The 21,180-nt window shown below is 62.6% G+C and carries 14 protein-coding genes and 3 tRNA genes; 5 read left to right on the forward strand and 12 right to left on the reverse strand.

The genetic code is table 11. The features are described from left to right. Nucleotides 1–123 precede the first annotated feature (123 nt). Nucleotides 124–1,110 (forward strand): DUF1853 family protein, encoded by a 987-nt coding sequence (locus ABEH28_RS16040; protein ID WP_346630700.1) that lies wholly within the window; start codon nucleotides 124–126, stop codon nucleotides 1,108–1,110. Here ABEH28_RS16040 and ABEH28_RS16045 read toward each other — a convergent pair. From ABEH28_RS16045 to ABEH28_RS16065, 5 genes are all read right to left on the reverse strand, one after another. After that, nucleotides 1,073–2,356 carry an arsenic transporter gene (locus ABEH28_RS16045; protein ID WP_346630533.1) on the reverse strand — a complete coding sequence of 428 codons (1,284 nt, stop codon included), beginning with the start codon at nucleotides 2,354–2,356 and terminating at the stop codon, nucleotides 1,073–1,075. The two genes, ABEH28_RS16040 and ABEH28_RS16045, sit on opposite strands and share 38 nt — an antisense overlap. Continuing rightward, entirely contained in the window at nucleotides 2,350–3,501 is a 1,152-nt protein-coding gene (locus ABEH28_RS16050) for an MFS transporter (RefSeq protein WP_346630701.1), read from the reverse strand. Before ABEH28_RS16050 ends, ABEH28_RS16045 begins: the two co-directional genes overlap by 7 nt. 364 nt (nucleotides 3,502–3,865) lie before the next feature. Further along, nucleotides 3,866–5,206: an MFS transporter gene (locus ABEH28_RS16055; protein ID WP_192172708.1), complete on the reverse strand. Its 1,341-nt coding sequence runs from the start codon at nucleotides 5,204–5,206 to the stop codon at nucleotides 3,866–3,868. A gap of 150 nt (nucleotides 5,207–5,356) precedes the next feature. Continuing rightward, on the reverse strand, nucleotides 5,357–6,385 hold the full coding sequence (locus ABEH28_RS16060) for a pyridoxal-phosphate dependent enzyme (protein ID WP_346630534.1): 1,029 nt from the start codon (nucleotides 6,383–6,385) through the stop codon (nucleotides 5,357–5,359). A gap of 108 nt (nucleotides 6,386–6,493) precedes the next feature. Next, nucleotides 6,494–8,533, reverse strand: a complete 2,040-nt coding sequence (locus ABEH28_RS16065; RefSeq protein ID WP_346630535.1) for an NADPH-dependent 2,4-dienoyl-CoA reductase — start codon at nucleotides 8,531–8,533, stop codon at nucleotides 6,494–6,496. A gap of 285 nt (nucleotides 8,534–8,818) precedes the next feature. Between ABEH28_RS16065 and ABEH28_RS16070 the strand changes: the two genes are divergently transcribed. From ABEH28_RS16070 to ilvA, 4 genes are all read left to right on the forward strand, one after another. Beyond that, the gene (locus ABEH28_RS16070; protein ID WP_346630536.1) at nucleotides 8,819–10,459 is read left to right on the forward strand and encodes a methyl-accepting chemotaxis protein; all 1,641 of its coding nucleotides are present in this window, start codon (nucleotides 8,819–8,821) and stop codon (nucleotides 10,457–10,459) included. A 208-nt stretch (nucleotides 10,460–10,667) separates the two neighbouring features. Next, the gene (locus ABEH28_RS16075) at nucleotides 10,668–11,819 is read left to right on the forward strand and encodes a carbon-nitrogen hydrolase family protein (RefSeq protein ID WP_346630537.1); all 1,152 of its coding nucleotides are present in this window, start codon (nucleotides 10,668–10,670) and stop codon (nucleotides 11,817–11,819) included. A 3-nt stretch (nucleotides 11,820–11,822) separates the two neighbouring features. Continuing rightward, on the forward strand, nucleotides 11,823–12,863 hold the full coding sequence (locus ABEH28_RS16080) for an AraC family transcriptional regulator (RefSeq protein ID WP_346630538.1): 1,041 nt from the start codon (nucleotides 11,823–11,825) through the stop codon (nucleotides 12,861–12,863). A gap of 619 nt (nucleotides 12,864–13,482) precedes the next feature. Continuing rightward, a complete protein-coding gene (gene ilvA, locus ABEH28_RS16085) occupies nucleotides 13,483–15,027 on the forward strand; it encodes a threonine ammonia-lyase, biosynthetic (protein ID WP_346630702.1) in 1,545 nt (514 codons plus the stop codon). A gap of 219 nt (nucleotides 15,028–15,246) precedes the next feature. Here ilvA and ABEH28_RS16090 read toward each other — a convergent pair whose 3' ends face one another. The 7 genes from ABEH28_RS16090 to purF form a co-directional block, all read right to left on the reverse strand. Further along, a complete protein-coding gene (locus ABEH28_RS16090) occupies nucleotides 15,247–16,125 on the reverse strand; it encodes a DUF2242 domain-containing protein (protein WP_346630539.1) in 879 nt (292 codons plus the stop codon). A gap of 260 nt (nucleotides 16,126–16,385) precedes the next feature. Then, complete coding sequence (aroA, locus tag ABEH28_RS16095) at nucleotides 16,386–17,651, reverse strand: 3-phosphoshikimate 1-carboxyvinyltransferase (RefSeq protein WP_346630540.1); 1,266 nt, start codon at nucleotides 17,649–17,651, stop codon at nucleotides 16,386–16,388. A gap of 196 nt (nucleotides 17,652–17,847) precedes the next feature. Next, nucleotides 17,848–17,924, reverse strand: a tRNA-Asp gene (locus tag ABEH28_RS16100). A gap of 122 nt (nucleotides 17,925–18,046) precedes the next feature. Continuing rightward, nucleotides 18,047–18,123, reverse strand: a tRNA-Asp gene (locus ABEH28_RS16105). A 74-nt stretch (nucleotides 18,124–18,197) separates the two neighbouring features. Next, nucleotides 18,198–18,273, reverse strand: a tRNA-Val gene (locus ABEH28_RS16110). A gap of 161 nt (nucleotides 18,274–18,434) precedes the next feature. Further along, entirely contained in the window at nucleotides 18,435–19,646 is a 1,212-nt protein-coding gene (locus ABEH28_RS16115) for an O-succinylhomoserine sulfhydrylase (protein WP_346630541.1), read from the reverse strand. Between the two features lie 21 nt (nucleotides 19,647–19,667). Further along, nucleotides 19,668–21,176, reverse strand: a complete 1,509-nt coding sequence (purF, locus tag ABEH28_RS16120; protein ID WP_065986403.1) for an amidophosphoribosyltransferase — start codon at nucleotides 21,174–21,176, stop codon at nucleotides 19,668–19,670. Between the last annotated feature and the right edge of the window lie 4 nt (nucleotides 21,177–21,180).

Genomic DNA, 21,180 nt, shown 5'->3' on the forward strand with positions numbered 1-21,180 from the left:
AATGGGCTCTCTGCGCGCAACCTTCGAGCAGCGCCGTTCCAAGGGTGCGAAATGTACGGGCTGCATCCGAAGGCGACGGTGGAGCGGTGGCCCCAAGCGCCCATCACCCGCTATTCTGCCTGGATGAATAACCCTTTCCCGTCCCTGAGCGCCCTGCCCCGTCAGCTGCGTACGCCCACCGTGCGTGACCTGGCGTGGGTGATTCTGTCGCCGCCCCTGCTGGCGGAAACCCGGTGGCCCCAGCGTCACCCGCTCAGCGGCAGTGACTGGGTGCAGCAGCCCGAAGCGCTTGAAGCGTTTTTAACGCAGCTGGACCGAGACGACAGCGCACTCAGCGACTGGCTGGAGAGAAGCTCGACGCGCCGGCTCGGGCTGTATTACGAGCGGCTGTGGCAATTCGCGATCCAGCACGCGCCAGGCGTCGAGCTGCTCGCGGCGAATCTGCCGATCCAGGGCGAAGGGCGCACGCTGGGCGAGCTGGACCTGCTGCTGAGGGACAGTCAAGGCGTTCACCACGTTGAGCTGGCAATCAAGCTCTACCTTGGTCAGGAAGATCAGGACGGTGAAGATCCGGCGCACTGGCTCGGCCCCGGCTCCGTCGACCGGCTGGATCTGAAGCTCGCCCACCTGAATCAGCATCAACTGCCCATGTCGGCGCGCCCGGAAAGCACCGCGATACTCGCCGCGCGAGGTGTGGAAACCCTCAGCGCTTCGCTTTGGTTGGGCGGTTATTTGTTCTATCCGAGTCCAAACACCGCCGCCTCCCCTCAAGGGGTACACCCTGAGCATTTGCGCGGGAGGTGGCTGCATCAAAAGGACTGGCCGGGTTACGCAGAAAACACCCTGGACGGCCGCTGGCAATTGCTTCCGCGTCCGGCCTGGCTGGCGCCGGCGCGCTGCGACGAGGCATGGACACCCCGTGAGCTTCAGGACTGGCTGTGTGCCCTCGACCCGCTGGCGCCGGCGCAACTGCTGGTGCGCCTGATTCGCCATGCCGACGGCCACTGGGAAGAGGCCGAGCGGCTTTTTCTGGTGTCGGACCTGTGGCCGAACCTGCCGGATCCGCGCCGCGTTACAGGCTCAGTCGCAGCACCAGCGCCGCCAGAGTGATCAACAGCACCGGCACGGTCAGGACGATGCCGACGCGGAAGTAATAGCCCCAGCCGATGGTCACGCCCTTCTTCGCCAGCACATGCAGCCACAACAGCGTCGCGAGGCTGCCGATCGGGGTAATTTTCGGGCCCAGGTCGCTGCCAATGACGTTGGCGTAAATCATCGCTTCCTGCAGCACGCCGTGGGCGTGGCTTGCATCAATGGACAACAGGCCAATCAGCACCGTCGGCAGGTTGTTCATCACCGACGACAGCAGCGCCGTCAGCACGCCCGTGCCCATCGCCGCGCCCCACAAACCGTGTTCGGCAAAGCGATCGAGCCAGGTCGCGAGGTAATCGGTCAGGCCCTGATTGCGCAGGCCGTACACCACCAAGTACATGCCCAGGGAGAAAATCACGATCTGCCACGGCGCGTCTTTCAATACCTTGCGCGTCGAGATGCGGTGGCCCTTGGCGGCAATGCCCAACAGGATCGCTGCGCACACGGCGGAGATGGCGCTGATGGGAATCCCCAGCGGTTCCAGGGCAAAACAGCCCACCAGCAGAATCCCCAACACCCACCAGCCGGTCTTGAAGGTCGCGCGGTCCTTGATGGCCGAAGACGGTTCGGCCAGTTGCGAGGCGTCGAAGGTTTTCGGGATATCGCGGCGGAAGAACAGCATCAGCACTGCCAGCGTGGCGGCGACGCTGACCAGATTCACCGGCACCATCACCGAGGCGTAGCGGTTGAAACCGATGCCGAAATAGTCGGCGGACACGATATTGACCAGGTTGGAGACCACCAGCGGCAGGCTCGCGGTGTCGGCGATGAACCCCGCCGCCATGACGAAGGCCAGGGTGGTCGCCGGCGAAAAGCGCAGCGCCAGCAGCATCGACATGACGATGGGCGTGAGGATCAACGCCGCGCCGTCATTGGCGAACAACGCCGACACCAGCGCGCCGAGCAGCACGATAAACGCGAACAGCCGCCGGCCCTTGCCGTTGCCCCAGCGCGCCACGTGCAGCGCGGCCCAGTTGAAAAACCCGGCCTCGTCGAGCAGCAGGCTGATAATGATCAGCGCAATGAACGTCCCGGTGGCGTTCCAGATGATGTGCCAGACCTGAGGGATGTCACTCAGGTGCACCACCCCGAAAATCAGGGCGAGCACTGCGCCAAAGGTTGCACTCCAGCCGACACCAAGGCCCTTGGGTTGCCAGATCACCAGGGTGATGGTGACCAGAAAAATCGCGACGGCTATCAACATCTTTTTGAAGTTCTCGGAAGCAGGATGGCGAGGATGCCCAACAGCGGCAGGTAGGAGCACAGCGTGTAGACATAAACGATGCCGTGAAGATCCGCGAGGTGACCCAATAATGCAGCGCCTATGCCGCCGAAGCCGAACATCAGGCCGAAGAAGATGCCGGCGATCATACCGACGTTGCCCGGCACCAGCTCCTGGGCGTAGACCACGATGGCCGAAAACGCCGAGGCCAGGATGAAACCGATGATCACGCTGAGCACGCTGGTCCAGAACAGGTCGGCGTAGGGCAACGCGATGGTGAACGGGGCCACGCCCAGAATCGAGAACCAGATCACCGCCTTGCGGCCGATGCGATCACCGATCGGCCCGCCGAAGAACGTGCCCGCCGCCACCGCCGCCAGGAACATGAACAAGTGCAGTTGCGAACTGGCGACCGACAGCTGGAATTTGTCGATCAGGAAGAAGGTGAAGTAGCTGGTGAAGCTGGCCATGTAGAAGTACTTGGAGAACACCAGCATTGCCAGCACCACCAGCGCGCTGGTGACCCGCCGTTTCGACAGCCCGTGGGTCGCCGCCTGGCCGGCCTTGATCTTGAACAGCGCCAGGTGCGCCTTGTACCAGCGGCTGATCGCGTACAGCAGGCCCACGGAAAACAGCGCCACCAGCCCGAACCAGGCGATGTGCCCCTGGCCGAACGGGATGATGATCGCCGCCGCCAGCAGCGGCCCGATAGCCGATCCACTGTTGCCGCCCACCTGAAAGGTCGATTGCGCCAGGCCAAAGCGCCCGCCTGAGGCCAGCCGGGCGATGCGCGAGGCTTCGGGGTGAAAAGTCGACGAGCCGATGCCGATCAACCCTGCGGCGAGCAAGATCAGCGGGAAGCTGCCGACGGTCGCGAGCAGCATCACGCCGCCCAGAATGCACAACGAGCCGACCGGCAGCACCAAGGGGTTTGGATGACGGTCGGTGAAATAGCCGACCCAGGGTTGCAGCAACGACGCCGTGACCTGAAACGTCAGGGTGATCAGCCCGACCTGGGTGAAACTCAAGCCGTACGAGGCCTTCAGCATCGGGTAGATCGAAGGCAGGATCGACTGGATCAGGTCATTGAGCAGGTGCGCCAGTGCCACCGCACCGATGATGCGCATGACCAAGGGGCTTGATTGCGTTGATTGCGAGGCGGGAGCGGGTTGGGTATCGGTCGCGGGCACGGTTGCAGGGCGGGTAACGGCCATCGGGTCCATCCATCGAACGTTGACGCGCCGTCGGACTCGTTACAGAACATGTCAGCGGCACAAGGGGTCGCCAATGTGCCATTTTTTGGGGCGCCGCTGCCATGTTTTGTTGCTGATTTGTGAGTGGGATAGCGTGTTGCAGTTGTTCTGGCACCCCGTTATCGTGTGGCAGGCGCACCCCTTGTGGGAGTGAGCTTGCTCACGAAGACGGCCTGCAATCTGCCGAAACTCCAGCAGATATTCCGACATCTACGCGAGCATAGAGCACCGCCCCCAGTCAAACCACCGTCTGCAATCTCCCCCGCGCCGTCAGCGAACCCTCGACCTCATGCAGCGACACTTTGGACGTCTCCGGCAGGGCCAGCCCGCCCGCCAGCGCCAGCAGCGCAATCACGATCAGGTAAAACGCCGGCGCCAGGTTGCTGCCCGTCGCGCCGATCAACCAGGTCGCCATCAACGGGGCCGTTCCGCCGAAGATTGTGTACGCCATGTTGTAGGTGATCGCCGAAGCGGTGTAACGGGTGCGTGTCGGAAAGGTCTCCGACAACAGCGCCGCCGTGACCACTCCGCAGAGCACAGCGCCAATCGCCAGCAACATCACGCCGACGATCGACGCCACAAACGAACCGGAACTGGCCATCAAAAACGACGGATACACCACCACGATCAGCAGGACACAGGTGCTAAGCACTGTCTTGCGGCGCCCGACCTTGTCGGAAAATGCCCCGGCCACCGGACAGATGGCGGCGGCGAACAGCAAGGCAATCAACGACACCAGCAGCGCCGTCGCACGGCTCAGCCCGCCCGCCACCTGCAAGTAGGTCGCGAAATAGGTGGTGAACATGTAGAACGACAGCGCCGTCAGCGACACGAACGCGCCGAGGCAGCAAATCGCCGCGCCGTGGTTGCGCAGGGTTTCCTTGAGGGGCGAATGAGCGACAGCATGCTCCTGCTTGACCGCCTGAAACGCCGGGGTTTCGTCCAGTTTCCAGCGCAGGTACAGCCCGACCAGCCCCAACGGCGCTGCGATCAGAAACGGCAGCCGCCAGCCCCAACTGCCCATGGCTTCGGCGCTCAGCGAGGCTTCCAGCGCGTAGGCAATGATCGCCGCCGCCGCGAACGCCGAAAAAGTCGATACCGGCACGAAGCTGCCGTACCACGCCCGCTGCGTGCGTGGCGCGTGCTCCATCAAGTAAGCGCACGCCCCCGCGTACTCGCCGCCGGCAGAAAAGCCCTGGGCGCAGCGAATGAGGGTGAGCAAGACGGGCGCCGTCACGCCGATTGCCGCGTAGGTCGGCAACAGACCGATGATCGTCGTCGCCCCGGCCATCAACAGGATGGTGAACGCCAGCGTGCGTTTGCGGCCGATACGGTCGCCCAGCATGCCGAAGAACACCCCGCCCAGCGGCCGAAACGCGAAGGCCACGGCGAACACTGCGAAGGTTTTCAATAACGCCGCGCTGGCATCGCCGCTGGGGAAGAACTGCTGGGCGATGGTCGTGGCCAGAAAGCCGTACACCGCGAAGTCGAACCATTCGACGAAATTGCCGATGGCGGCGGCAACGATGACTTTTCTCAGAGTGGCAGGGTCAACCTGCTCAAGGACGGGAGTGGTCATGCATACCTCGGCGCACGTGGGAAAGATCCGATTATCGACACAGCGCCCTGCCCGCCCGACTCCAGAAATGCCGCCGACGTACTCAGGACCGACCTGTCGGGAGGTGTGGGCCGCAGGATTCGTGCCAGTACGCGAATGCGTGCCTGGGCGTCAGCGATGTGCTAGTTCAGGATCGAAAGTTCGTTTGCCCTGTAATCCCCCCGTGTGCAGGAAAATCAGCCGCGTGCCCTTGGCGACTCGGCCCGAGATCACTTCGTCGTGCAGCGCCAGCAAAGCCTTGCCGGTGTACAGCGGCTCGAGGGGTATTCCGGATTCGGCTTCGTGGCGCGCGATGAAATCGAGCAACGCGGGGTCGGTCTTGGCGAAGCCGCCACGGCTGGCGTCGAGCAACCGGTAACCCTGAGGTTTACAGCTCGCAGCCAACGTGGCGTTAAGCGCCTTCTGATCACGTTCTGGCAAGGTCGCCGGTTTCGACAACGACACCGCCCCTGTAGGAATGAGTTTGCTCACGAAGGCTGAAAGAATGTCCTCCACATTGCCCTCAACCCCATGACCATCGGGCACCGCCATCGCGCCGATCACCTCATGCTGCCCCGCCTCCGCCAGCACCAGTCCAGCCAATGTGGTGCCAGTCCCGCACGCCAGCCACCAGCAGTCGTAATCTTCCCATCCCAAAAGGCCGAGCTGGCTGCGCGCCTGTTCGACGATTTCAACGCAGCCCACTGCCCCGTCGAGCCCGCTGCCGCCTTCAGGCACCGGATAAAGATGCGGATAACGCTCGCGCCACGGCACCCAGAAATCCGCCTCATGCCGCGCGCGATATCCGGCGTAACCCAGCCAGTGCAGCTCCATGCCGAATGCCTGCAGATCCAGCACCGTCGGCGTCTCGACCGCATGCCCGCGCAACAACCCGACCGTGGCAAAACCAAAGCGCTTACCCGCCGCCGCCAGCGCATGCAGGTGATTGGAATGCGCGCCGCCCAGGCTGATAACGCCCTGTGCGCCGGCCTGTTCAGCCGCCACCAGATGGTGCTTGAGCTTGAACCATTTATTGCCGCTGATCAGCGGATCGACAAGGTCCAGCCGCAGGATCGCCGCCTCCACGCCGGCTGCCTGGAGCCAGTCGAAACGGAGGGGTTGCAGCGGTGCACAAGGAAGTGGTGATGAAGGAGCAAACATGAAATCGGTCGGGCAATGAACGGTGCGCGAGTCTAGCACTCGTCGGGCTGGAGTCTCGGTTTGGGGGGCCGTGTTGGGGGATTCCCCAACCGTCAGCCCGCCAAACCCTTACAACCCCGCCGCCAACCGCGACCCCTGATCAATCGCCCGCTTGGCATCCAGTTCAGTCGCCACATCCGCCCCGCCAATCAGATGCACGCTCTGCCCCGCCGCCTTCAGCCCGTCATACAGTTCACGCAGCGGATCCTGCCCGGCGCAGATCACCACGTTGTCCACCGGCAGCAGTTTCTCCTCGCCCTCTGCCCCAATCCGAATGTGCAGACCCGCATCGTCAATCTTCAAATATTCCACGCTGTTGAGCATCTGCACCTGTTTGTTCTTAAGCCCCGTGCGATGAATCCAGCCTGTGGTCTTGCCCAGGCCATCGCCAACTTTCGTGGCCTTGCGCTGCAGCAGGAACACCTGACGGGCCGGTGCATGGGGATGGGGCTTGATCCCGGCCACGCCACCCCGCGCTTGCAGTTGGGTGTCGATGCCCCACTCATCCCAGAACGCGTCGCGATCCAGGCTGGTGGCGACGCCCTGATGGACGAGGAATTCTGACACGTCGAAGCCGATGCCGCCCGCGCCAATCACGGCGACGGACTTGCCCACCGGCTTGCGGCCGAGGATCACGTCGAGGTAGCTCAGCACCTTGGGGTTGTCGACGCCGGGGATGGCGGGCGTTCGCGGCGCGATACCGGTGGCCAGAATCACTTCGTCATAGCCCTTGCCGAGCAGGTCATTGGCCGTGACGCGGGTGTTCAGGCGCAGGTCGACGCCGGTGGTCTGCAGCTTGCGGCCGAAGTAGCGCAGGGTCTCGAAGAACTCTTCCTTGCCCGGAATGCGCTTGGCGATGTTGAACTGCCCGCCGATTTCGCTGGCCGAGTCGAACAACGTCACGTCATGCCCGCGCTGGGCCGCGACGGTTGCGGCAGCGAGGCCCGCAGGGCCGGCACCAATGACGGCGATTTTGCGGACCTGGGTGACCGGAAGGTAATTGAGCTCGGTTTCATGGCAGGCGCGGGGGTTGACCAGGCAGCTGGTGAGCTTGCCGCCAAAGGTGTGATCCAGACACGCCTGGTTGCAGCCGATACAGGTGTTGATCTCGTCGCTGCGACCGGCCGCGGCCTTGTTGACGAATTCGGGGTCGGCGAGAAACGGGCGCGCCATGGATACCATGTCGGCGTCACCTTCGGCCAGCACCTGCTCGGCGACCTCGGGGGTATTGATGCGGTTGGTGGTGATCAGCGGGATCGACACCGAGCCGCGCATTTTCGCCGTCACTTTGGCGAAGGCAGCGCGCGGGACTTTGGTGGCGATGGTCGGAATCCGCGCTTCGTGCCAGCCAATGCCGGTGTTGATCAGCGTGGCCCCCGAACGCTCGATGGCCTGGGCCAGTTGCACCACTTCTTCCCAGGTACTGCCGCCCTCGATGAGGTCGAGCATCGACAGGCGATAAATGATGATGAAATTCGGGCCGACGGCTTCACGCACGCGGCGCACGATCTCTACCGGCAGGCGCATGCGGTTTTCATAGCTCCCGCCCCAACGGTCGCTGCGATGGTTGGTGTGGGCGACGAGAAACTGGTTAATGAAATAACCTTCGGAGCCCATGATCTCGACGCCGTCGTACTCGGCGGTCTGCGCCAAGGTCGCGCAGGTGACGAAATCCTGAATCTGCTTCTCGATGCCCTCTTCGTCGAGCTCTTTGGGTGTGAAGGGGTTGATCGGCGCCTGGATCGCGCTCGGTGCCACTTGCTTGGGGCTGTAGGCGTAGCGCCCGGCGTGAAGGATCTGCATGCAAATCTTGCCGCCAGCCTCATGCACGGCTTTAGTGACGACACGATGGTTGGCCGCCTCTTCCGGCGTCGACAGCTTGGCCGCCCCCGAATACACCCCGCCTTCAGCGTTCGGTGCGATACCGCCGGTGACCATCAGGCCGACCCCGCCCCGTGCGCGCTCGGCGAAGTACACCGCCATGCGCTCGAACCCGCCCGGCTTCTCTTCAAGCCCGGTGTGCATCGAGCCCATCAGGGTGCGGTTGCGCAGCGTGGTGAAACCCAGGTCCAGGGGAGCGAGCAAATGCGGGTAGTGGGGGGCGGCCATAAAAACTCCATCGAGCATCATCACGGGGCGCGAGCGCTCTGCGGCGCTCGTCGAATCAGTCAGGGCCTTGGACGAGCGCCTTGTACATGGCGCAAACAGTAAACAGCCGCCCGGCCATGCTCAATGACTGGAAGTGACAAATCAATGATCAAGCGGTGCACCTCATCGTTCATCGGGCCAGCCTCCAGATTCGGCCTTCGGCGCCGATAGCCCCACAACGACCTTGCCGCACCGCCTCGATGGCTGAGCAGTGTCCTTTTTCTCAATACCTCGGCAGGACGACCAATGAGCTGGATCAATGATGCAAAAATTTCGACCAAGTTGGTCGCAGCCTTTGTGCTGTGCGCCTTCATCACCTTGGGTGTGGGTGTGCTCGGAAGCCGTGGCGTGTCGGACCTGTCGGATAGCCTGAAGCTGGTGTTCAGCAACAACCTGGTGTCCGTCGCAAAAACCGGCCAGGCCAAAACCAACGCCGTAGGGCAAAGCCGCGATCTCTATCGGTTATATACGGCGACGGCCGCCGGCATGCCCCAGGGCGTGAAGGACGAAGTGATTGCATCGATCAACGCCAACCAGCAGCAAAGCGAGAAAGCGTTCGCCGAGTACCGCAAGACCCCGCTGGCCGACGATGAGCGCGCGGCGGGCGACCAGATGGAAAAAGACTGGCCGGCCTACCAGGCACTGGTCCAGAAATACGTCGGCCTCATGAAAGCCGGCGACCTTGATAACGGCCGTGCCTTGTTGTTTGGTGACCTGCAAGCGGCGTACCGCGTGGTGCTCGATGAATTGACCGTAATGGTTGAGTCCAATAACCGGCAGATCGGCGAAGGCGCCGAGGATGCCGCCCGCATGGAGTCCTCCGCCAAGACCTCGCTGTACATCGGCATCGCTATTGCCTTTCTGGCGGCGATCTTGCTGGGTATGTTCATCAGTCGCCTGATCAGCCGTCCTCTCGCCTATGCGGTCACGAGCGCGCGGAGCATTGCCGGCGGTGATCTGACTCAACAGATTGTCAGCACCGGCCGTGATGAAGCCGGGCAATTGTTGACGGCGCTGGGCGAGATGCAGGGCAGCCTGAAAAGCACCATTCAGCAGATTGCCGATGCGTCCAGTCAACTGGCCTCTGCCGCAGAAGAGCTGACCGCCGTCAGCGATAACGGCAGCCGAGGGTTGGTCCGCCAGAACGACGAGATCCAGCAGGCCGCGACCGCCGTCACGGAAATGACTTCCGCTGTGGAAGAAGTGGCGCGCAACGCCGTGTCTACTTCCGACGCGTCTAGGACCACCAGCAAACAGGCCAGCGAGGGCCGCGACCAGGCCCGTGGCGCGGTCGAAGCCATCAACAGCGCGACCACCGAAATCGCCACCTCGACCAACATGGTCCGCGACCTCGCCGTGCAGGTCCGGGACATCGGCAAGGTGCTGGACGTGATTCGCGGCATCGCCGAACAGACCAACCTGCTGGCCTTGAACGCCGCCATTGAAGCCGCCCGTGCCGGTGAGCAGGGCCGGGGCTTTGCCGTGGTCGCCGACGAAGTCCGGGCCTTGGCCGCGCGCACCCAGGCCTCGACCGGTGAAATCGAAGGCATGATCAACAGCGTCCAGGCCAGCGCCGACCAGGCGGTCGGGGCGATGGGCAAAAGCCAGTCGCTGGTGACCGACACCCAGGCGCTGGCCCAGGCAACGGGTCGCGCGCTGGAGCAGATCGCCGACGGCATCGCCCAGATCAACGAACGCAACATGGTCATCGCCACCGCATCCGAGGAGCAGGCGAATGTCGCGCGCGAGGTGGACCGTAATCTGGTGAACATCCAGGATCTGTCTACCCAGACGGCGGCCGGTGCGCACCAGACCAACGCCTCGACTCAGGACCTTTCCCGCCTGGCGGTTTCGTTCAACACGCTGGTCAGCCGCTTCCGCCTGTAAACGTGGCGCCCGTGATGCCTGCAAATCGCCAGCATCACGGTTGATCCATACAGCGCAGGCGGCCGCCGATGCCGCCTCGCTTCAATGCATTCGCCGAATGGCTGCCCTGGTCGTTGGCAAACCTTCTCCAAATCGCCGTTTTGCCGTAGCCTTCCGGCAACGTCATGGCGCCCAGTGCGCTTTCTTCAGAGGCAGTTCTCCTTTCTTCATGCGCAAAGTTCTCGGCTCACTTACCGCAGCAGTGCTGGTGATGCTTCTCGTCAGCTACGGGCTGTGGACGGGCAAGCGTCATGTCGGGCACTACCTGACGGACCTGCGCATCCAGTTGGTGATCAACGACGGGCAACCCGGGGAACGCGGCAACCTGCTGGGCATTCAGCCCGAGCTGTTCCCTTCCGATTATTCGAGCGTCAAGCGCCTGCACCGCAAGCTGGCGTCCTATCTGGTGCAGGCTCGCGACCATGGGCTGCTCAACGATAAAACCATCGTGGTGCTGCCCGAGCACGTCGGCACCTGGTTGTTGGCGGTGGACGAAAAAGCCCAGTTCTATCAAGCCACCACCCTGGAAGAAGCGATGAACTGGCTGGCGTTCAGCAACCCGCTGCTGTTCATCGACGCCGTGTTTCACGCGCGGGGAAGCAGCCGTTTCGAGGACGCGCGTTTGCGCATGAAGGCGCACAGCATGGCGCAGGACTATCAAACCGTGTTCGGCGGGCTGGCGAAGGAATTCGGGGTAACGCTGGTGGCCGGCTCGATCGTGCTGCCCAGCCCGCAGGTGGAAAACGGTGAACTGCGCATCGGCCGTGGCGCGCTCTACAACAGCAGCCTGGTGTTCGGCCCCGACGGCCTGCCCTTGGGGCAACCCCAGCGTCAGTTGTTTCCGGGCTGGAATCAGCGGGGATACATCCGACCCGGCAAGGACGCGCCGCTCAACGTAATCGACACCCCCGCCGGGCGACTGGCGACGCTGATCGGCAGTGACAGCTGGTACCCCGACAACTACGTGCGCCTCAATGCCAGCGGCGTCGAGCTGATTGCGGTCCCGGCCTACGTTGCCGGCACGGACGGCTGGTCGCAACCCTGGCGCAGCGACAAGCACGACGCGCTGGCGGCCCATCTGAACCTGGGCGCCAAGCCGATCACCCAGGGCGAAGCCTGGCGTCGACTGGCCCTGACACCGGCCAGCACGGCGAAGGCCGGCGTCAGCGTGTTCATGCGCGGCCAGTTCTGGGACCAGGGCAGCGCCGGGCACAGTTTCGCCAGCCGCGACGGGCAGAGCATCGCCGAGCAATCCATCAGCGCCGCCCCGAAAGGCGTCCGCCCCGGTCATGGCGCGCGCCTGATCAATCTGTGGTTGTGACCGATGAGCTCCCCTCGCGTGCGTCTGGGCGATCTGTCCGTGGGTTTCGTTCACAGCCTCGCTGATGCTGTTCGCGGCGAGGGCAAAGACCCGCAACCCTTGCTGGCGCAATATGGCCTGGACGCTGCGCGACTGGGTGAGGCCGGCGCCCGGCTGTCGATCCCGCGCTACATGCGCCTGGGCCATGGGGCCATCGAACTCACCGGCGTGCCTGCCCTGGGCCTGAGGATGGGCCGATCCAGTCGCTTGAGTCACGCCGGGCTGGCCGGCATCACCGCTGCCCAAGCGCCAACGGTGCGGGAAGCGGCGCGGACGCTGATTCGCTTTGAAGCGCTGTACGGCTCGAATTATCGCGGCCAGTCGAGCCTGCACGAAGACAGCGCCGGTGCCTGGCTGCGTTTTTACTCGATCAGTCCGTACAACGACTACAACCGCTTCGTGGTGGATTCGATTCTCAGCGGCTGGCTGCATCAGCTGTCGACCCTGAGCGGGACGAAGCTTGTCGCCGAACGTCTGGAGATCGAATTCGACGCCCCCGCCTACGCCGCGGAATACGCCACGCTCTGCGAGCAGCCCGTGAGTTTCGCGGCGGGAGTCAATCAGCTGCGCCTCAACCAGCATCAGCTTGGCCTGCGCAACCCCGACCACGTGCCCAGTACCTGGCGGCATCTGCTGCAGGTGTGTGAACGGGAACTGGAACAGCTCACCCGCACCCGCAGCCTGCGCGAGCGCATCACCCAGTTGCTGGGGCCGTTGTTGAATGGGGGGCGGGAGCCGGACCTGGAAGAAGTGGCCGCGCGACTGAAGCTGCCGACCTGGACCCTGCGCCGCAAGCTGGCAGACGAAGGCACACAGTTTCGCGCGATCCTCAATGACACCCGGCGCGACCTCGCCATGACCTACATTCGGGACACCGAACTGGCCTTTGGCGAAATCGCTTACTTGTTGGGATTTGCGTCGGCCGAAGCCTTTCAGCGGGCCTTCAAACGCTGGACCGAGCAGACGCCCGGTGCGTTTCGTCGTAGCCAGCGCCAGTCGCTCTGACTGGCAGGCGTGGGCTTTCTTACAACTCGGTGGCGTCTTCGGCAGGTTCCAGCGGGTCCATCTCGTACGCCTGGTATTCCAGCAGTTCTTCCTGGTACTCGTCCATTTTTGCGCCCTCGTGGCGGGTTCTTGTGATCGATGGTGTTTTTGTGTCGCTGAGTCATTCAGCAGCAGATTCACTGACTACGCGCCCAACCCTAAAGTGCCCTCATGAACAAAAAATGAAGGCCCGTTGAACACTAGACGCGCCCGGATAAACGGCAAGGGCCCAAGTGGTCTCCAGGCCTTCTTCTGGCTCGCCCTCCGTTTTTTTCGGCCCGCCAGTTTTTTAGCGATGACGGGGTTAGCCCACTTGACGACCGCGCCGTGTTCGCAATAGTCTCGACGCCATGAACGCACCCCAGCATTTCTTCGGCCAGATAATTATTACCGCCATTCCAGTCATGGCGGGTTAGCCGACGTTTGCACCCAACCCGCCCTAGAGGCGGGTTTTTTATCTCTGTCTCCCGGGCCAAAAACCACATCAGGAGCCAGACATGATCATTCGCCCTTCCCTCGCTTTCTTCGCCGCCAACCTGATCATCGCAAGCCTTTCCACGAGGCCCACACGATGAATCAGATGCCAGCCCAGCCCCTCGTTCAGGGCGACTTGCTCAATCACTACGTCAAAAAGATCCTGACCTCCCGGGTGTACGACGTTGCCGAGGAAACCCCGCTGCACGCCGCCCGCCAGCTGTCCGCGCGCTTGGGCAACAATGTGCTGCTCAAGCGCGAAGACTTGCAGCCGGTGTACTCCTTCAAGATTCGCGGCGCCTACAACAAGCTGGCGCAGTTGAGTCCGGAAGAACTGGCGCGGGGCGTGGTGACGGCTTCTGCGGGCAATCACGCCCAAGGCTTGGCGCTGGCAGCAAAGACCCTAGGCGTGTCCGCCACCATCGTCATGCCCAAGACCACCCCCGAGATCAAGGTCGAAGGCGTGCGCTCTCGGGGCGGAAAAGTCGTACTGCACGGTGACTCGTTTCCCGAAGCGTTGGCGTATTCGCTGAAGCTGGTTGAGGAACATGGCTACGTCTACGTCCACCCTTACGACGACCCTGACACCATTGCCGGGCAAGGCACGGTGGCGATGGAAATCCTGCGTCAGCATCAGGGGCCATTGGATGCGATCTTCGTCCCGGTGGGCGGCGGCGGGCTGATCGCTGGCATCGCGGCGTACGTGAAATACCTGCGCCCGGAAATCAAGGTGATCGGCGTCGAACCGGACGATTCCAACTGCCTGCAACAGGCCATGGCCTATGGCGAGCGCGTGGTGCTTCAGCAGGTCGGGTTGTTCGCCGATGGCGTGGCGGTAGCGCAGATCGGTCAGTACACCTTCGAGATATGCAAGGATTACGTCGACGAAGTGATCACGGTCAGCACCGATGAAATCTGTGCGGCGATCAAGGACATCTACGACGACACCCGCTCGATCACCGAGCCCGCCGGCGCCCTGGGCGTGGCCGGGATCAAGAAATACACCGACCAGTACGAAGTCACCGGGCAGACCTTCGTCGCCATCGATTCCGGCGCCAACGTCAACTTCGACCGCCTGCGCCATGTGGCCGAGCGCGCTGAGCTGGGCGAAGGCCGTGAAGCGATCATCGCCGTGACCATTCCGGAGCAGCCGGGCAGCTTCAAGGCCTTCTGCGAGGCGATTGGCAAGCGGCAGATCACCGAATTCAACTACCGCTACCACACCGACCGCGAGGCGCACATCTTCGTCGGCGTGCAAACCCACCCCGACACCGACCCGCGCAAAGCCCTGATCGCAAGCCTCACGGAACAGGGTTTCCCTGTGCTCGACCTGACCGACAACGAACTGGCCAAACTGCACCTGCGGCACATGGTCGGCGGGCATTCGGAACGGGTCAACGACGAGGTGGTGCTGCGCTTTGAATTCCCCGAGCGGCCGGGTGCGCTATTCAACTTTCTGAACAAGCTGGGCGGGAAATGGAATATTTCGATGTTCCACTACCGCAATCACGGCGCGGCGGATGGCCGAGTGGTGGCGGGGTTGGTGGTGCCGGAGGATGAACGGCATCTGGTGCCCCAGGCCCTGGCGGAGATTGGGTATCCGTATTGGGATGAAACCAGGAACCCGGCGTATAAGCTGTTTTTGGGGTGATGCGGCTACGAACGACACCGAAGATCTGCAGGCCCAGCGCACCCTTGTGGGAGCGAGCTTGCTCGCGAAGACTTCAGTACAGCCACTAAACCTCCAGTGGCTGAAATGACCACTTCGTGAGCAAGGTGGAGCGCCACCCCAGTCACTCCCACAGGTTTTGAGTTTGCTGCATGTGCGGTGTCAGCACGCGGCACCTCACCTGGGAAGTAGCAGCGCAGCTCACTGCGCCGGCGTTGACTCAGCCGCTGGCGCAGCGCTCGGCTCGGTGGTCGTTGCCGGCGCAGGCGTTGTGGCAGGCGCGGCCTCCACAGGCGTCGCTGTTTCGGCCTTCAACGGCTCCGGTTCGGCAGGCGCAGGCATTGGCTCGCTGCTCTGTTCGGCAGCGGGCGCAGGTTGAGTCGCAGGGGTTGCCAACGGCGCTGGCACAACTTGCGTCGTTGCAGCTGGGGCGGCAGCGGCAGGTGCAGCCGCCGGCTTCTGCTCGGTCAACGCCGCCGGTTTGCCCGGCACCGGCTCAGGCATGCCCAGGTCGGTCTTTGGCTTCTCTTCAATGTGCGCGGCTTTCTTCACTTCAGGCGGCAGGAAGTTTTCCACCAGCCCGAAGAAACGATCATAAAACTTGGACGATGCCACGGTTTCACTGGCGACCTTGACCATCGAGTCGTCGGTCGAGCCAATCGGCATAGACACCGAGCCCAGCACCCCTACCCCCAGGCTCGCCGAGTTGTTGACCTTCTTCAACGCATAGCGATCCTGCAGTGCGTTGGCGAACATGGTGGTCTTGTTGTCGGCACTGCCGTCCGGCGCACACACAACGTTGAAGCTGATCTCCATGTGGGTTTCGCCGGTCTGCTGGAAGCTTTTATGGCCGCTGATCACTTTGGGATCGCTGCTGGTGATGATGTAGCCCTGGCTCAGCAGTGCCCGCCGGGCCGCTTCGCAGGTGGCGGCATCCGACACCGGGTAGTTGCGGGAGAACGTCCCGGCATCGTCGAAATTCTCATGCTCATAGACCGTCGGTTTTTTCGACGAGCAGCCTGCGGCAGCCAGCAGGGTAATGACCCAGCATGCGGTACGAAAGCTCAGTAATTTAGGCATCAAACATCCTGGGGCAATTGGTCGACTGAAAGTGGACCGGAGAAAACGCCGGTAAGTCTGCAACAAGCCTGCCATGGGATCAACGCAGAGTTTGCAACCGTGTGGATACATCGAAAGGGTAACTGTGCACGGGGCCTGCACCCGTGGGCCTGTCCGGAAAGCGCAGGGTGCGCTGATCAGACCGCAAGAGGGTCGGAAAAATCGGCACGCCGGGCCTGGCATCGATCAGTCGACTGCCTCAGGCCCGGCAGCTCTGGGCTTCAGACCTCGCCGTGCACCAATTTCACGCCGAGGAATTCCAGCGCACGCCAGTAGCCGGGGTAAGTTTTGCCGACGCATTCCGGATCCTGAATCCGCACGCCCGCCACCTTCAAACCGGCCAGCGCGAAACACATGGCGATGCGATGGTCGGAGTGCGTGTTGATCAAGGCGTTGCTGCTGGTGCCCGCCAGACTCGGATCAGACGCGACGAGTAAGTCATCCCCTTCTACCGAGGCCAGTCCGGGGCGGACCTGATTCAGGCCATCGTGCAGCGCCTGAACGCGATCGCATTCCTTGACTCGCAGGTTAGCCAGATCGACGAAGCGCACCGGCGTCTCGTTGAAAGCTGCCAGCACCGCCAGTGTAGGAATCGCGTCCTGCATCTGTGAGCCATTGATGACCGCAGGCATCTTCGGAAACTGCGCGATCACTTCCATGGCCTTGGCGTCTGGCTGAGTGAACGCCTCCCCCGCCACTCCCAGGTCGATCTTGCCGCCCGTCAATGCCTCGGCAGCCCACAAATAGGTTGCGGCCGAGGCGTCGGGCTCGATCTGGTAATCGCAGGCGGTGTAACCCGTCGGCGCAACGCGCCACAACGCATCATCCAGCACCTCGACCTCGGCCCCGAACGCACGCATGCAGGCGATGGTCAGGTCGATGTAGCCACGGGCGCCGATCTCCTTGCCGGTCAGCGCCACTTCAATCGGCGCATCGCCACAGGCCGCCACCATCAACAGGGCGGAGACGTACTGACTCGACAGGCCGCCGTCAATTTCGAAGCGAGTGGCGGTGATCGAACCTGTCCCGTGCACCACCACCGGCGGACAACCGGTGGCGCTTTCCGCGTTCAAGCCGCCTTTGCGCAGTGCCTCCAGCAACGGGCCGATCGGGCGTTTCTGCATGTAGTGATCGCCGTCCAGCGTAACGCTGCCATTCACCGTGCACACGGCCGCTGTCAGGAATCGTACCGCGGTCCCGGCATTGCCGAGGAACAGCGCGTCTTGGGGCGCCTCTAGATGCCCGCTGCTGGTGACGACGAAGCTGGTGTCGTCTGGCTCGTCGATGGTCACGCCCATCTGCCGCAGGGCGTTGGACATGTGACGGGTGTCGTCGCTTTTCAGTGCACCGCGCAAATGGCTGGTGCCCCTGGCGAGGGCAGCCAGGAGCAGCGCGCGGTTGGTGATGGACTTCGAGCCGGGCGGCGACACATGGCCCGTCAGCGGTACGCCCGGCGGGATGACAGTGATGGTTTGGTTCATGCCCATGGTCCAGCTCTCCAAATTCGAAATCAGGCACCGCACAGCGCCGCGTTTACAGCCGGCGATGATGGCATTTATCGCCGGGCTGTGCAGCATCCAGCGCGACAGGCGATGCTTTCGCCAAATCGCAGGCACAAAAAAAGCGATCCTGGGATCGCTTTCTCTGTTGCTTCAAGGCGTTCAAGGACCTCGAAGCTATGTATGGCGCAGCGGACGGGACTCGAACCCGCGACCCCCGACGTGACAGGCCGGTATTCTAACCGACTGAACTACCGCTGCTTGTCGCACAGATTTGCATCTGCTTAACGCTGTTGAAACCGACCCTTGGGCCTGTTTCGTAAAACACTGACCGAAAACCGTAGTTTTCAATCTCGAACCGGGAACACCCCATTCGGAAAATATGGCGCAGCGGACGGGACTCGAACCCGCGACCCCCGGCGTGACAGGCCGGTATTCTAACCGACTGAACTACCGCTGCGCATTGCGTGGACTTTCGTCCTGCTGAATCTCAGTATCCTTCAGCGTCTGATGCTGCTGTGAAACACTCAACGATGGTGGGTGATGACGGGATCGAACCGCCGACCCTCTGCTTGTAAGGCAGATGCTCTCCCGGCTGAGCTAATCACCCTTGCTTCGCTGAGGCCGCGAAATTTACGCAGGTGACGAACCTAAGTCAATAGCCCGCTTGAAGTTTTTTTAAAAAGAGCGATTTTTAGCAGCAAGCACGAAGCTGCACATCAGGAACAAAAAAGCGAGCCCCGAGGCTCGCTTTCTTGTTCAGGCACCTGCTTACAACGCAGCCAGACCCCGCGCGAGATCCGCCTGCAGGTCAGCGACGTCTTCCAGCCCTACCGCAACGCGGATCAGGCTGTCACGAATACCGGCGGCTTCACGTTCCTGCGGCGACAGCCGACCGTGGGACGTGGTGCTCGGGTGGGTGATGGTGGTCTTGGTGTCGCCCAGGTTGGCGGTGATCGAGATCAACCGCGTGGCATCGATGAAACGCCACGCGCCATCCTTGCCACCCTTCACCTCAAAGCTCACCACCGCGCCGAACGCCTTCTGCTGACGTTTGGCCAACGCGTGCTGCGGGTGGCTCTCGAGACCGGAGTAATGCACCTTCTCGATGCCCTCCTGCTGCTCGAGCCACTGCGCCAGTTCAAGGGCGCTCTGGCAATGGGCACGCATGCGGATGTTCAGGGTTTCGAGCCCCTTGAGGAACAGCCAGGCATTGAACGGGCTCAGGCTCGGGCCCGCGGTGCGCAGGAAACCGACGACTTCTTTCATCAGTTCGCTGCGACCGACCACCACGCCGCCCATGGCGCGGCCCTGCCCGTCGATGAACTTGGTCGCCGAGTGCACGACCACGTCCGCCCCCATACGCAGCGGCTGCTGCAGGGCCGGGGTGCAGAAGCAGTTATCGACCACCAGCAGCGTGCCTTTGGCGTGGGCGATTTCCGCCAGCCCGCTGATGTCGACCAGCTCCGCCAACGGGTTGGAAGGCGATTCGACAAACAGCATCTTGGTATTCGGTTTGATCGCCGCGTCCCAGCCGGACAATTCGGCGAGGGGGACGTAATCGACATCGACCCCGAAGCGCTTGAAGTACTTTTCAAACAGGCTGATGGTCGACCCGAACACGCTTTTCGACACCAGCACATGGTCGCCGGCGCTGCAGAAGCTCATCACCGTAGCAAGAATGGCGGACATACCGGTGGACGTCGCCACAGCCTGCTCGCCGCCTTCCAGTGCGGCCATACGCTCTTCAAACGAAGCCACTGTCGGGTTGGTGTAGCGCGAATAGACGTTGCCGGGGATCTCTCCGGCGAAGGTCGCGGCCGCCTCGGCTGCCGTGCGGAACACGTAGCTGGACGTGAAAAACAGTGGATCGCTGTGTTCGCGTTCCGGCGTGCGGTGCTGACCGGCACGAACCGCGAGGGTGTCGAAACCGACGCCCTCGAGATCGCTGTCCAGTCGACCGGCATCCCATTCCTGAGTCATGCCGCCTGCTCCTTGTCTGGATTAGTTGTTGTACAGATCGATGATCGCGCTCACCGCCTGAGTCTTGACCTTGGAGGCGTCATTGCGCGCCTGCTCGATCTTGTTCAGGTAGTGCTCGTCGATGTCACCGGTCACGTACTTGCCGTCGAAGACCGAACAGTCGAAATTGTCGATCTTGATCTTTTTGCTGCCACTCACCGCCTCGATCAGGTCATTCAAGTCCTGATAGACCAGCCAGTCGGCACCGATGAGGTCGGCCACGTCCTGGGTGGAACGGTTGTGAGCGATCAGCTCGTGGGCACTCGGCATGTCGATGCCGTAGACGTTGGGGAAGCGCACGGCCGGGGCCGCGGAACAGAAATAGACGTTCTTGGCGCCGGCTTCACGGGCCATCTGGATGATCTGCTTGCACGTGGTGCCGCGCACGATGGAGTCGTCCACCAGCATCACGTTCTTGCCACGGAATTCCAGCTCGATCGCATTGAGCTTCTGGCGCACGGATTTTTTCCGCGCGGCCTGGCCCGGCATGATGAAGGTACGGCCAATGTAGCGGTTCTTGACGAAGCCTTCGCGGAATTTCACGCCCAGGTGGTTCGCCAGTTCCAGCGCCGCCGTACGGCTGGTGTCCGGAATCGGGATGACCACGTCGATGTCGTGATCAGGACGCTCGCGCAGGATCTTGTCGGCCAGCTTCTCGCCCATGCGCAGACGCGCCTTGTAGACCGAGATGCCGTCGATGATCGAGTCCGGACGCGCCAGATAGACATGTTCGAAGATGCACGGGGCGTATTTCGGGTTGGTGGCGCACTGACGGGTGTGCAGCTTGCCGTCTTCGGTGATGTACACCGCTTCGCCCGGGGCCAGGTCGCGGATCAGGGTGAAACCGAGCACGTCCAGCGAAACGCTCTCGGACGCGATCATGTACTCCACGCCTTCGTCGGTGTGACGCTGACCAAAGACGATCGGGCGGATGGCGTCCGGGTCGCGGAAGCCGACGATGCCGTAACCGGTGATCATCGCCACAACCGCGTAACCGCCACGGCAACGCTTATGCACGTCGGTAACGGCCGCGAAGATGTCTTCTTCAGTCGGTTGCAACTTGCCGCGCACGGCCAGCTCGTGGGCAAACACGTTGAGCAGGACTTCAGAGTCGGAGTTGGTGTTGACATGGCGCAGGTCGGATTCGTAAATCTCCTTGGCCAACTGCTCGACGTTGGTCAGGTTGCCGTTGTGCGCCAGGGTGATGCCGTAAGGCGAGTTGACGTAGAACGGCTGGGCTTCGGCTGACGTGGAGCTGCCTGCCGTTGGGTAACGGACGTGACCAATGCCCATGTGCCCGACCAGACGCTGCATATGGCGTTGGTGAAACACGTCCCGAACCAGACCGTTGTCCTTGCGCAGAAACAACCGGCCGTCATGGCTGGTCACGATACCGGCAGCGTCCTGGCCGCGGTGCTGGAGGACGGTGAGCGCGTCATAAAGCGCCTGATTGACGTTCGACTTGCCGACGATACCGACGATGCCACACATGCGA

The sequence above is a fragment of the Pseudomonas sp. Ps21-P2 genome, from assembly GCF_039672565.1.
GTDB lineage: Bacteria > Pseudomonadota > Gammaproteobacteria > Pseudomonadales > Pseudomonadaceae > Aquipseudomonas.

Excerpts from the sequence above, each read along its gene's own strand:
- ABEH28_RS16040 (WP_346630700.1), top strand. The coding sequence starts at position 124 with ATGAATAACCCTTTCCCGTCCCTGAGCGCCCTGCCCCGTCAGCTGCGT.
- ABEH28_RS16045 (WP_346630533.1), bottom strand. The coding sequence starts at position 2,356 with ATGTTGATAGCCGTCGCGATTTTTCTGGTCACCATCACCCTGGTGATC.
- ABEH28_RS16050 (WP_346630701.1), bottom strand. The coding sequence starts at position 3,501 with ATGCGCATCATCGGTGCGGTGGCACTGGCGCACCTGCTCAATGACCTG.
- ABEH28_RS16055 (WP_192172708.1), bottom strand. The coding sequence starts at position 5,206 with ATGACCACTCCCGTCCTTGAGCAGGTTGACCCTGCCACTCTGAGAAAA.
- ABEH28_RS16060 (WP_346630534.1), bottom strand. The coding sequence starts at position 6,385 with ATGTTTGCTCCTTCATCACCACTTCCTTGTGCACCGCTGCAACCCCTC.
- ABEH28_RS16065 (WP_346630535.1), bottom strand. The coding sequence starts at position 8,533 with ATGGCCGCCCCCCACTACCCGCATTTGCTCGCTCCCCTGGACCTGGGT.
- ABEH28_RS16070 (WP_346630536.1), top strand. The coding sequence starts at position 8,819 with ATGAGCTGGATCAATGATGCAAAAATTTCGACCAAGTTGGTCGCAGCC.
- ABEH28_RS16075 (WP_346630537.1), top strand. The coding sequence starts at position 10,668 with ATGCGCAAAGTTCTCGGCTCACTTACCGCAGCAGTGCTGGTGATGCTT.
- ABEH28_RS16080 (WP_346630538.1), top strand. The coding sequence starts at position 11,823 with ATGAGCTCCCCTCGCGTGCGTCTGGGCGATCTGTCCGTGGGTTTCGTT.
- ilvA (WP_346630702.1), top strand. The coding sequence starts at position 13,483 with ATGCCAGCCCAGCCCCTCGTTCAGGGCGACTTGCTCAATCACTACGTC.
- ABEH28_RS16090 (WP_346630539.1), bottom strand. The coding sequence starts at position 16,125 with ATGCCTAAATTACTGAGCTTTCGTACCGCATGCTGGGTCATTACCCTG.
- aroA (WP_346630540.1), bottom strand. The coding sequence starts at position 17,651 with ATGGGCATGAACCAAACCATCACTGTCATCCCGCCGGGCGTACCGCTG.
- ABEH28_RS16115 (WP_346630541.1), bottom strand. The coding sequence starts at position 19,646 with ATGACTCAGGAATGGGATGCCGGTCGACTGGACAGCGATCTCGAGGGC.
- purF (WP_065986403.1), bottom strand. The coding sequence starts at position 21,176 with ATGTGTGGCATCGTCGGTATCGTCGGCAAGTCGAACGTCAATCAGGCG.